Annotated in this window: 8 protein-coding genes, 1 tRNA gene and 2 rRNA genes; 10 read left to right on the forward strand and 1 reads right to left on the reverse strand. The window is 34.2% G+C overall.

The genetic code is table 11. The features are described 5' to 3' along the window. Nucleotides 1-8 precede the first annotated feature (8 nt). The 3 genes from CLAU_RS10820 (at nt 9) to CLAU_RS10830 (ending at nt 3,303) form a co-directional block, all read left to right on the forward strand. Nucleotides 9-2,898: ribosomal RNA gene (locus CLAU_RS10820) — 23S ribosomal RNA — on the forward strand. A 207-nt stretch (nt 2,899-3,105) separates the two neighbouring features. Continuing rightward, a 5S ribosomal RNA gene (rrf, locus tag CLAU_RS10825) occupies nt 3,106-3,222 on the forward strand. A gap of 5 nt (nt 3,223-3,227) precedes the next feature. Continuing rightward, nucleotides 3,228-3,303 (forward strand) — tRNA-Lys (locus tag CLAU_RS10830). A 62-nt stretch (nt 3,304-3,365) separates the two neighbouring features. Here the strand turns inward: CLAU_RS10830 and CLAU_RS10835 are convergent. Next, on the reverse strand, nt 3,366-3,860 hold the full coding sequence (locus CLAU_RS10835; protein WP_013236802.1) for an HD domain-containing protein: 495 nt from the start codon (nt 3,858-3,860) through the stop codon (nt 3,366-3,368). Nucleotides 3,861-3,978: 118 nt separating this feature from the next. On the opposite strand from CLAU_RS10835, the gene CLAU_RS10840 reads away from it, so the two are divergent. The 7 genes from CLAU_RS10840 (at nt 3,979) to CLAU_RS10870 (ending at nt 12,372) form a co-directional block, all read left to right on the forward strand. Continuing rightward, a complete protein-coding gene (locus CLAU_RS10840) occupies nt 3,979-4,671 on the forward strand; it encodes a response regulator transcription factor (protein WP_013236803.1) in 693 nt (230 codons plus the stop codon). Beyond that, on the forward strand, nt 4,644-5,927 hold the full coding sequence (locus CLAU_RS10845) for a sensor histidine kinase (RefSeq protein ID WP_013236804.1): 1,284 nt from the start codon (nt 4,644-4,646) through the stop codon (nt 5,925-5,927). Before CLAU_RS10840 ends, CLAU_RS10845 begins: the two co-directional genes overlap by 28 nt. A gap of 74 nt (nt 5,928-6,001) precedes the next feature. After that, nucleotides 6,002-6,676, forward strand: coding sequence for an ABC transporter ATP-binding protein (locus tag CLAU_RS10850; protein ID WP_013236805.1), 675 nt, complete (start codon nt 6,002-6,004; stop codon nt 6,674-6,676). 2 nt (nt 6,677-6,678) lie between these two features. Beyond that, nucleotides 6,679-9,060 carry an ABC transporter permease gene (locus CLAU_RS10855; RefSeq protein ID WP_013236806.1) on the forward strand — a complete coding sequence of 794 codons (2,382 nt, stop codon included), beginning with the start codon at nt 6,679-6,681 and terminating at the stop codon, nt 9,058-9,060. 288 nt (nt 9,061-9,348) lie between these two features. After that, on the forward strand, nt 9,349-10,380 hold the full coding sequence (locus tag CLAU_RS10860) for a zinc-binding metallopeptidase family protein (protein ID WP_013236807.1): 1,032 nt from the start codon (nt 9,349-9,351) through the stop codon (nt 10,378-10,380). After that, entirely contained in the window at nt 10,371-11,378 is a 1,008-nt protein-coding gene (locus CLAU_RS10865) for a zinc-binding metallopeptidase family protein (RefSeq protein WP_023162522.1), read from the forward strand. Before CLAU_RS10860 ends, CLAU_RS10865 begins: the two co-directional genes overlap by 10 nt. A gap of 34 nt (nt 11,379-11,412) precedes the next feature. Continuing rightward, entirely contained in the window at nt 11,413-12,372 is a 960-nt protein-coding gene (locus CLAU_RS10870; RefSeq protein ID WP_013236809.1) for a hydrolase, read from the forward strand. Nucleotides 12,373-12,418 lie beyond the last annotated feature (46 nt).

Below are 12,418 nucleotides of genomic sequence, written 5' to 3' on the forward strand. Positions count from 1 at the left end.
ACAATAAAGGTCAAGCTACAAAGGGCGCATGGAGGATGCCTTGGCACCAGGAGCCTAAGAAGGACGCGATAAGCTGCGAAAAGCTCTGGGTAGGCGCAAATAGCCAGAGAACCAGAGATATCCGAATGGGGAAACCCACCTAGACAACGCTAGGTACTGCAAACTGAATACATAGGTTTGTAGAGGCAAACCCGGGGAACTGAAACATCTAAGTACCCGGAGGAAGAGAAAGAAACATCGATTTCCTAAGTAGCGGCGAGCGAAAGGGAAAGAGCCCAAACCAGGAACTTGTTCCTGGGGTTGCGGATAGGTCATAAAAACTGTGAAGTGTTAATTGAAGAGAGCTGGAAGGCTCCGCCGTAGAAGGTAAAAGCCCTGTAAATGAAAACAAAGAGCAGTCAGATCTAATCCAGAGTACCACGAGACACGAGAAACCTTGTGGGAAACAGGGAGGACCACCTCCCAAGGCTAAATACTACCTGGTGACCGATAGAGAAGGAGTACCGTGAGGGAAAGGTGAAAAGAACCCCGGGAGGGGAGTGAAATAGAACCTGAAACCGTGTGTCCACAAACAGTCGAAGTACGTAAAGTACGACGGCGTGCTTTTTGTAGAACGAGCCAGCGAGTTATGATATGCAGCAAGGTTAAGTACTTAAGGTACGGAGCCGGAGGGAAACCGAGTCTGAAAAGGGCGAAAAGTTGTATGTTGTAGACCCGAAACCGAGTGACCTATCCATGGCCAGGTTGAAGCGGAAGTAAAATTCCGTGGAGGACCGAACCACGTTGGTGTTGAAAAACCATGGGATGAGCTGTGGATAGCGGAGAAATTCCAATCGAACTCGGAGATAGCTGGTTCTCCTCGAAATAGCTTTAGGGCTAGCGTCGGAAATGAGTAATGGAGGTAGAGCACTGAATGGGGTAGGGGCTGACAACAGTTACTGAACCTTATCAAACTCCGAATGCCATATACTTGAATTCCGGCAGTCAGACTGCGAATGATAAGATCCGTGGTCAAAAGGGAAACAGCCCAGACCACCAGCTAAGGTCCCAAAGTGTAAGTTAAGTGGGAAAGGATGTGTGATTTCTAAGACAACTAGGATGTTGGCTCAGAAGCAGCCACTCATTTAAAGAGTGCGTAATAGCTCACTAGTCAAGAGATCATGCGCCGAAAATGTCCGGGGCTAAAACTTACCACCGAAGCTGTGGACTCGAAAGAGTGGTAGAGGAGCATCCTGTATGAGTAGAAGTCGTACCGGAAGGAACGGTGGATTGTACAGGAGAGAGAATGCTGGCATAAGTAGCGAGAAATAAGTGAGAATCTTATTGGTCGAAAACCTAAGGTTTCCTGGGGAAGGTTCGTCCGCCCAGGGTAAGTCGGGACCTAAGCCGAGGCCGAAAGGCGTAGGTGATGGACAATCGGTTGAAATTCCGATACCGCATAAAAGCGTTTGACAAAAGGGATGACGCAGGAGGATAAGGTGTGCATACAAATGGATGTATGTCTAAGCATCGAGTCAGGTATACCAGGAAAATCCGGTATATCAATGATGAGGTGTTATGGGGAACCCGCAAGGGGAAGTACCTGATTTCACGCTGCCGAGAAAAGTCTCTATGGAGTTTTTATGTGCCCGTACCGCAAACCGACACAGGTAGGTGAGGAGAGAATCCTAAGACCATCGGAAGAATTGTTGTTAAGGAACTAGGCAAATTAACCCCGTAACTTAGGGAGAAGGGGAGCCACGCAAGTGGCCGCAGAGAAAAGGCTCAAGCAACTGTTTATCAAAAACACAGGTTTCTGCTAAAGCGAAAGCTGAAGTATAGGAGCTGACGCCTGCCCGGTGCTGGAAGGTTAAGGGGAAGACTTAGCGCAAGCGAAGGTCAGAACTTAAGCCCCAGTAAACGGCGGCCGTAACTATAACGGTCCTAAGGTAGCGAAATTCCTTGTCGGGTAAGTTCCGACCCGCACGAATGGCGTAATGATTTGAGCACTGTCTCGACAACAAATCCGGCGAAATTGAAGTGCAAGTGAAGATGCTTGCTACCCGCGATTGGACGGAAAGACCCCGTAGAGCTTTACTGCAGTTTAGCACTGAATTTCGGTATTGTCTGTACAGGATAGGTGGGAGACTAGGAAGTAGTGGCGCCAGCCATTACCGAGTCGATGTTGGGATACCACCCTGATAGTACTGGAATTCTAACCGGGCTCCATGAAACTGGAGACGGGACAATGTTAGGCGGGCAGTTTGACTGGGGCGGTCGCCTCCTAAAAAGTAACGGAGGCGTACAAAGGTTCCCTCAGAAGGGTTAGAAATTCTTCGAAGAGTGCAAAGGCAGAAGGGAGCTTGACTGCGACACAAACAGGTGGAGCAGGGACGAAAGTCGGGCTTAGTGATCCGGTGGTACCTCGTGGGAGGGCCATCGCTCAACGGATAAAAGCTACCTCGGGGATAACAGGCTGATCTCCCCCAAGAGTTCACATCGACGGGGAGGTTTGGCACCTCGATGTCGGCTCGTCGCATCCTGGGGCTGAAGTAGGTCCCAAGGGTTGGGCTGTTCGCCCATTAAAGCGGCACGCGAGCTGGGTTCAGAACGTCGTGAGACAGTTCGGTCCCTATCCGTCGCGGGCGCAGGAAATTTGAGAGGAGCTGTCCTTAGTACGAGAGGACCGGGATGGACCGACCGCTGGTGAACCAGTTGTTCCGCCAGGAGCATAGCTGGGTAGCCAAGTTGGGAAGGGATAAACGCTGAAAGCATCTAAGTGTGAAGCCCACCTCAAGATAAGATTTCCCATAGCGTAAGCTAGTAAGACCCCTCGAAGAACACGAGGAGATAGGTCAGAGGTGTAAGCAGGGCAACCTGTTAAGCTGACTGATACTAATAGGTCGAGGGCTTGACCAAATAAAAACGAAAGAAAAAAAGTTTACTGTGCAATTTTGAGAGGACAGAGTAATTTGAACTCTTAAAAGTTAATATATATGAAAATTGATAGAAGCGAGCAGATTGAGGAAAGGCTTGAATGAGGAGCAGAGTTTACTTATGTAAATGAGCACCGCAATGAAAGACTTGACGAAAATATGAGAAGCTTATAGCAATTTTCGATGATAATCTGGTGGTAATGACGTGAAGGTAACACCCCTTTCCATACCGAACAGGAAGGTTAAGCTTCAGAGTGCCGATGGTACTGCAGGGGAGGCCCTGTGGGAGAATAGGTCGCTGCCAGGTAATATGGTTCACTAGCTCAGTTGGTAGAGCACATGACTTTTAATCATGTTGTCCGGGGTTCGATTCCCCGGTGAGCCACCAAAAGAAGTACTTGAATGTACTTCTTTTTTTACGTGGAAAAAAGCCATAGAATATGGCTTTAGTTACTTAATGTAAATTGAATTAAGCAGTTCTTTTCCTGTAGAAGTTTTAAAATATTTATTTTTCATGTATTCTATATCAGATATTTTAATATTATCTTCATATGCGTTTACTAAAAAGTCGCTTTCAATCAATATCTGTAAATCTATTTTATCAATTTTATTGTAACTATGATGATTACCTATTAAAAAGCATATTCTTTCAATTGCTGTATCATCTAGATCTATTTCTTTAAGCAGTTCTTTAGCTACGGGAGGCCCTTCAATTTCTTGATAATTTCCAGCTGAACTATTATATTTCCTTTCGCTTTCTTTAATCCCTATATCATGAAGTATGGAAGCTAATTCAAGTATAAGCATTTCATTATCATTTAATCCTTCTAATCGACCTATAGTTTTGCTAAAACCATGTACTTTTAAAGCATGATTTATTCTTTTTATATCATTTCCAAAATAAAGTATCATTTTTTTAGTAACGTAACTTGCTAAATCTGACATGAGTGCCTCCTTATGTTTAAATTATAGTATTAGTATATCGAATTTGTACTAGTATATCAATTTTACTGTGATAAAATATTTATATATTTATTAATTGAAAAGTAGAGGATTAGGTGTAATGAAAAGTATTTTATTGGTAGAAGATGATAAATCATTAAATAGGGGAATTAGCTTTAAATTAAGTAAAGAAGGATATAAGGTTTTTTCATCAAGAACTATTGAAGAAGCAAAAATAATATTAGCAGAAAATAGTGTTGACCTTATGATCCTTGATGTAGGCTTGCCCGATGGGAATGGATTTGATTTATGTGGGGAAGTTAGGAAAAAAAATGACTTACTTATTATATTCTTAACGGCCTGTGATCAAGAAATTGATATTGTAACAGGACTTGATATGGGAGCAGACGATTATATAGCCAAGCCATTTAGTCTTATGGTATTAATGTCTAAGATAAATGCTCTACTTCGAAGAAATTCTAATAAAAATCAAAGCAAAAAAATCGTATCCGGAGATATAGTTTTTTCTATAACGGATATGAAAGTGTTAAAAAACGAAGAGGAATTATTTCTAAGTAAGACTGAAATAAAACTTTTAAAGTATTTAATGGATAATGCAGGACAAATCATAACCAAAGATCAGCTTTTAAATAAATTATGGGACATAGATAACACATTTGTAGATGACAATACTATAGCGGTAAATATAAGAAGACTTAGAGAAAAAATAGAGGATAATCCTTCAAAGCCTAAATATATAAAGAATGTTAGGGGAATGGGGTATATATGGATAGAAGGATGTGTAAAGATATGATTGAATATTTAAAAGAAAATCCCTTATTGAAGAAAGTATTTAATATAATGATTATTACTATATTAAGTATTTCCGTGATAACTTGTTTTGTAAATTACTATATAACTGAACAAGTGTATAAACAAAATATAAATTCTACACTTCAATTAGTTGGAACACTTACAAGATTAAATCCTGAAAATGAAACTGAAATTGTAAAAACTGTGCTGTTTAAAAAATATGATGCTAAAAATTTGGAATATGGAAAAAGTATTGCTAAAAAATATGGTTATGGTGATGAAGTTACAGCATGGAATGATGATGCATTTAATAAAAATGTATATAATATGATAAAAATTAATTTTATATTGTTTATAGTAATCTTAATTGAATCAATGTTGATTTTCAGAAGCTGCAGTTTATATGTTATGAAAAGGCTTGAGTATATATTAAATAGTGTTGATGAGGCAGTAAATGGAAAACTCTTGACGGATATGAATAGCTTTAATGAAGGAATTTTGTCTAAGATATATTCTAAAATGTGTGATTTAAGCAGAATACTTAATTTAAATATCGAAAAATTGTATAGGGAAAAAGAAAATATAAAGTATCTTGTTACAGATATTTCACATCAAATAAAAACTCCCATATCCTCAATTAAACTCTTTAATTCAATTTTAATAGAAGATGAAAGTATAAGTAAAAATGAAAAAAGAGAATTTTTAAATACAATAAAAGAAGAAGTTTTAAAACTTGAGTGGCTTACAGGTTCCCTTATAAAGTTGTCCAGGCTTGAAGCTGGTATGATTGAGCTAAAAAAAGAAAAAAGGTCTATAAAGTATACAATACATAAAGCTATAGAAGGAGTTTATTCAAAAGTTCTGCAAAAAAATATAGAGATAAATGTTGAAAATGTATATGAATTTTCTATTTTCCATGATGTGAGATGGACTAAAGAAGCAATAGTTAATGTACTGGAAAATGCCATAAAGTATACAGATAGTAATGGGAAAATAAATGTAAGTATGACTGATATGAATTTTTTTATAAGAATTGATATAGAAGATACTGGTATAGGAATACCAGGTGAGGACTTCAACAAGATATTTAAACGATTTTTTAGAGGAAATTGTAAAATAGTTCAAGAATCTGAAGGTTCTGGTATAGGATTATATCTTACAAGAAAGATACTAGAAGAGCAAGGTGGAAGTATAATGGTTGATTCAAAGCTAGGGGAAGGAAGTAAATTCAGCCTTTTCTTACAAAAATGTAAGTGATATTGAAAGTGAATTGTAATATTAACATGTTATCCTCTAAGTATAATAATTAAATATTGAAGAGAGGTAATGTTATGAAGGTATTGGAAGTAAAATCTCTAAAAAAATATTATGGGAAAGATGAGAATTTAGTTAAAGCAGTCGATAATGTAAGTTTTTTTGTAGATGAAGGGGAGTTTGTTGTAATAATTGGTACATCAGGTTCAGGTAAGAGTACACTGCTTCACATGGTTGGAGGTCTTGATAAACCAACATCAGGGGAAGTTTATATTGTAGGACAGAATATATTTTCAATGAAGGATGATAAGCTTGCCATATTTAGAAGAAGAAATATAGGTTTTGTTTTTCAAGCATATAATCTTATACCTGTCTTAAATGTGTGGGAAAACATAACACTCCCAATAGGACTTGATGGTAAAGAGGTAGATGAAAGTTATGTTAAAGAACTTATGGAAACTTTGAATATATATAATAAGAAAAATTCACTGCCAAATGCCCTGTCAGGTGGGCAGCAGCAGAGAACGGCTATATGTAGAGCTCTTGCAGCTAAACCTTCTATAATACTTGCAGATGAACCTACAGGAAATCTTGATTCCAAGACAGCGCAAGAAGTTATGGCGCTCTTGAAGATGTCAGTAAAAAAATATCATCAAACTCTAATTATGATAACTCATGATGATAAAATTGCACAGATGGGTGATAGAGTGATTAGAATTGAAGACGGAAAAATAGTGCAAGGGAGGGAGTAAGTATGAATTATATATCCAATCTTGCCAAGAAGAATTTAAAGTTTTCTAAAACAAAGAATATACTGATCATACTCACTATAGCGTTAGCTACTTGTCTTATAACTGCATCAGGAATAATGTTTTACAGCATACAAAGTTCTATAATAAATTCAGCTGAAGAACAAATGGGAAATTATCATGGAGTGTATATTAATGTAAATAATAAACAAATTGAAATGTTAGAAAACAATAGAAAAATTGAAAAGGTAGGTAAATGCATTCCATTTAAAACTATAAAAAATAAAGATTTAAGTGATTCTCAAATGGAGTTATTTTATACAGATTATGCAGGGGCAGATATGACGAATGTGAAATTAAAACAAGGAAACTTGCCTCAAAAATCAAATGAAATAGCACTAGAATCATGGGTACTTGATAAATTGAAGGTAAAATCTAAAATAGGAGAAAACATTCATATTAAAGATGAAAACAATAAAAGTATGGATTTTATTTTAAGTGGAATATTAAGCGATGATAAAATACGTAAGCAGCAAAATAATGTCATAGGTGTAGTATCAAAAAAACTTGTAACTCAAAATTTATATAAAATAAAAACGGCATGTTATGTAAGGGTTAAAAATCATAGAAATATTATGAGCACTGTTTTTGATATTGGACATAGTATTGGTTTAAAAGATGAAAATATAAAGACAAATTCGCTGTATATAAGTGCAGTAGGAGGAGATCCATCATTACTAATATCATTTCTTGTTATAGCTTTAATTATAGTAATTGCAACTATGGTGGTTATCTATAATATATTTTATGTATCTGTTATTGAAAGAATAAAACAATTTGGTCTTCTTTCTGCAATTGGTGCAACTAAAAAGCAAATTAGAAAAGTTATATTTAAAGAAGGATTTACTTTATCAATTATAGCAATTCCAATAGGGATTATATTTGCACATGTAATATATTATATAGTAAGGCAACTACTAATATCAAAGTACTCCATAGAAATAAAATCTTCACCATATATTATAATTATTTCGGCACTAATAAGTTTATTAGCAGTTGTAATTTCCCTTAGAAAACCAGAAAAGCTTTCTTCGAGAATATCTCCAGTAGAATCAATGAGATACAGCGGTGTAGAAATAAATTCAAAGAAAAAAGAAAGAAATTCAATTAAGAAAATATCTATATCTAAAATTGCACATTTAAATCTTTGGAGAAATAAAAAGAGAACAATTATGACTATGATTTCTCTTACCATGAGCGGCATTTTATTTATTGTAATTTGTACTGTACTTAAAAGTATGAATATATATAATCTCACAAAACAAGATTTTAAACACGAATTTTCATTAACAAGCACAGAAACAGAGGGTAATCCTTTAAATGATGAGATAATAAATAATATAAAAAATATTAAAGGGGTTAAAAATGTCAGTACTGAAAAATATACCGGGAATATATCTGTAAACAATTTAAGCTATGGACTATATGGATATGATGATTATCTTTTAGGTAAATTTAAAAAATATTTAATAGCGGGAAAAATATCTTCTGAGGAATTAAAAAGTAAAGATGAAGTTTTAGTTGCAACTAATTATGATAAAAATGATAACAGAATTTGCAAATATAAAGTTGGAGATAAAATAAATTTATCAATTGCAGTAGATAAAAATGGGAAACAAACAGAAAGTATAAAAAAACAATTTACTGTGGCAGGTATAGTTAGTAAGAACATAGGAAGCTTTGGCTGGAAAATAGATGGATATGACCTTATAACCCACGAAGATGTGTTTACAAGAGGAGAATTTAAGGACAAGTTAGTTAGTGCAAATGACAACAAAATGGCAGGAGTATATATAGATATTGACAGCAGCAAGTTTGAATCTATAAAAAGCAAAATTAAATCAATTTCACAAAAAGACAATAGGATATTCTATGATTCAAATACAGATTACAAAAAGGAACTTGAAAGTCAGTATATGGGAATGCAAATTATTGCAATGAGCTTTATTGGTATTATAGCCCTTATTGGAATTTTAAATCTTATAAATACCATGATTACAAGTATACTTACTAGAAAAAAAGAGTACGGAATGCTTCAGGCTGTTGGGCTTTCAGATAGAGAGCTTCGTAAGATGCTTCAAATTGAAGGAATATATTATTCTCTTGGAAGCTCTTTAATGTCTATAATTTTTGGAACATCTTTGGGATACCTGTGTTTTAAATTGTTTAAAAGGTCCGGAGCAGATTATGCAGAATATAAATTACCACTAGGTTCAATTTTGGTATTGATTTTAGCGTTTGCTATAATAACAATACTCATAACATATTTAATTGAAAATAAATTAAAAAAGGAATCAATTGTAGATAGAATAAGATATAGTGAATAAAATTAAGTTTTCACCTAGAAATTTTACGTAAAGTTTCTAAGTGAAAACTTTTATTTATCCGATGGCTACCTGCTCTAATACACCCACTTTTCCAAGTGAGAGTAAAGAGCAGGTACATCCCTGGATAACGATTTCTAAGCATCAGGTGGAGTCAAAACTCCATCTGATGTCAAGAACTCTGTTTATATGTATGCTATAATTGGATTATGATAGGTTATAAAGTTAGATGCAGAATATATGATAACTAATGTGTAATTAAATTATCAATGTATTTGATTGGAGGTAAAAATGGAGGACTTAGATTTATTCAAAGAAATATGTGAAACTCATGCACCAAGTGGCAGAGAAGATTGGCTGTATTCTATTATAGAAGATAATTTTAACCAATTTGGAGATATAACTATAAGTAAGCTTAATAATATGTATATACATAAAGAAGGAAAAACTTCTAGAAAATTAATGATAATGTCTCATGCAGATGAAATTTTTTTAATGGTAAAAGAAATAACAAAAGAAGGTTTTATAAAATTTAAAGGATTAGGAATAGATGCCAAAAGCCTTGTTGCTCAAGAAGTTATCATTCATGGAAAAGAAAATGTATCTGGAGTTGTGGCGTTAAAATATGATTATAGTGATAAACAAAAAAGTAAAGTTAGTATGGAAAACCTATATATAGAAACTGGTTTTTGCACAGAAAAATTAAGAAGTTTAATTAAGGTAGGAGATTATATTACTTTAGATAGAAAAATGGTAGGGCTTTTAAATGACAATGTAAGTTGTAAGTCAATAGATAACAGAGCTAGTATTTTTGCCATGTACGTTTGTGCGGAAGAACTTAAAAATGTAAATCCAGATTTAAATGTTTACTTTGTGTGTTCATGTCAGGAGGAAGTAGGACATAGAGGAGCCAAAATGGCAAGTTACGAAGTTAAACCTGATATAGGTATAGCACTTGATGTTACTTTTGATGGTGGAACTTTAGGGGATAGCGATAGGGAAAATAAGCTGGGAGCAGGGCCAGTTATATGTATAGGTCCTAATATACATACTAAAATTAAAAATAGGATAATACAAACTGCAGATAAATATAGCATTCCATACCAAATTGAAGTTGAGCCGGGAAACACTGGAACTGATGCTTGGGATATTCAAACTGCAGAAGGGGGAATACCTACACTTCTTATATCTATTCCTATAAAGTATATGCATACTTCTGTAGAAGTGGTAAATTTGAAAGATATCAAAAACACAGGAAGACTTTTGGCTAGGTTTATTCAAGAGTTAAAAGAGGATGAATTGGAGGGATTATTTTGCTTTTAGAAAAGCTATCTAACTGTATAGGACCTTCTGGTTACGAAGAAGAAATTAGAAATGTAATAAAAGAGGAGTTGTACACTTTTACTGATAATGTAACTGTAGACAGAATGGGAAACGTTATAGTCCATAGTGATAATAATGATAATTCTTCACCTAAAATAATGATAGCTTCTCATATGGATGAGAGAGGTCTTATAATTACAGCTTATAATGATGATGGGACTCTAAAGTTTTCAACTTTAGGTAAAATGGAAAAAGGAGCATTGCCTTGTAAAACTGTTTTAATTGGAAACAAAAAAGTACATGGTGTTATAGGCATAAAACCAATACATCTTCAGAATAAAAGTGAAAGGGATAGAAATATATCTTATGATGATATGTGTATAGATATTGGAGCCTCAAGTAAATATGAGTGTAGGAAAACTGTTTCACTTGGAGATTTTGTAGTATTTGACAATAGTTTTTCTAATTTTGGAGACAATTTGGTAAAAGGCAAGGCTTTAGATAATAGAATAGGATGTTCTATACTTTTAGAATTATTGAAGGAAAAATATGAGTGTAATTTATATGGAGTGTTTTATGTCCAGGGAAATATAGATAAAAGAGGAATTTATACTGCAGCTTACAATGTTAAGCCTGATATAATGATAGATTTAGATACTATAAATAGTACTGATGGTGAAGGCGTACCGGAATATTTAAAAACAAATGAACTTACAGGAGGACCCGTTATACCTTTTAATATGGAAGAGTCTATATTTAATAGAGACATTGTAAAGTCTATTAGAAATAAGGCAGATAATATGGGAATTGCTTATAAAAAGAGCATAAGTACTAAGGATACAAGTAAACTTAAACCAGTCCGTTTACCTATTAATAACTGCAAGACAGCAGCGGTATTAATACCATGCAAACATATGGATTATAATATTTCAATGTGCAGCTTGATGGATTATGAAAGTACTTTAACTTTGGTAAAAAGTTATTTGTCAGATTTATAGATGATAATTTAAAATATTGAGGGGTGAAATTTTTATGGATAAACTTCTAATAAAATTAATCAATTCTTTTGGAGTTAGTGGTAAAGAAGATGAAGTGAGGGAAGTAATAAAGGAACGTTTAAATGAAATTAATCAAGATATGTATGAAGATGATATAGGTAATGTAATAGTAAAATTAGGTTCTGGTGAAACTAAAATAATGCTGTGTACTCATATGGATTCTGTAGGATTTATAGTAAACCATATAGACGATGATGGCATGATAAGGGTGGACAACATAGGAAATTTTAAAAAGGAAGATATATCCCATAGTTTTATAAGGTTTGATAATGGAACCTTAGGAAAAATATATACTTCTCACGAAGGCGAATTTGTAGATATAGGCGTGAATGAAAGGGAAGATGCTTTAAAAAAGGTAAATGAAGGTGATATGGCATCCCTTGTAGGACCGTATTTAAGTGTAGGTGACAACAATGTTATAAGCCCACTTTTACATAATAAGGTAGGATGTTATATACTTTTAAAGCTTATAGAATATGTAAAAGTAGAAAATGCAGAGCTTGATTTTGTATTTGCATCACAAGGTGAAATAGGAGGAATAGGTGCTAGAATTGCTGCAAATAATATAAACCCTGATTATTGTATAATAGTTGGTACTGAAAATGCCACAAATGCGGAGGAAAGAAAAAACAACATAAATATAGATGAAGGACCAGTAATTAAAATTATGGATAGTTCACTTATAATGCATAAAGATATAAAAGAGATGTTAGAAAATTGTGCTAAGAGATCAGAAATAAATTTACAATACAGCATAAGTACAGGTAAATCTGAAGGGGAATTAGTGCATAAAGAGAGAATTGGAATAAGAACCGGAGAAATTGCAGTACCATGTAGATACAAGTATTCCACATCTGAAATGGTATCAATAAATGATATAGAAGATACTATAAAATTATTAAAGCAACTGGAAAACTTTAAAGAAATAATATAATAAAAAGAATCTATCTTATAAAGATACGCCATTTATAAAAATAGCT

Origin of the sequence: Clostridium autoethanogenum DSM 10061, from assembly GCF_001484725.1 — a bacterium.
GTDB lineage: Bacteria > Bacillota > Clostridia > Clostridiales > Clostridiaceae > Clostridium_B > Clostridium_B ljungdahlii.

Bases quoted from the DNA above. Each gene is read 5' to 3' on its own strand.
- CLAU_RS10855 (WP_013236806.1), top strand. From the start codon at position 6,679: ATGAATTATATATCCAATCTTGCCAAGAAGAATTTAAAGTTTTCTAAA.
- CLAU_RS10845 (WP_013236804.1), top strand. From the start codon at position 4,644: ATGGATAGAAGGATGTGTAAAGATATGATTGAATATTTAAAAGAAAAT.
- CLAU_RS10840 (WP_013236803.1), top strand. From the start codon at position 3,979: ATGAAAAGTATTTTATTGGTAGAAGATGATAAATCATTAAATAGGGGA.
- CLAU_RS10835 (WP_013236802.1), bottom strand. From the start codon at position 3,860: ATGTCAGATTTAGCAAGTTACGTTACTAAAAAAATGATACTTTATTTT.
- CLAU_RS10850 (WP_013236805.1), top strand. From the start codon at position 6,002: ATGAAGGTATTGGAAGTAAAATCTCTAAAAAAATATTATGGGAAAGAT.
- CLAU_RS10860 (WP_013236807.1), top strand. From the start codon at position 9,349: ATGGAGGACTTAGATTTATTCAAAGAAATATGTGAAACTCATGCACCA.
- CLAU_RS10870 (WP_013236809.1), top strand. From the start codon at position 11,413: ATGGATAAACTTCTAATAAAATTAATCAATTCTTTTGGAGTTAGTGGT.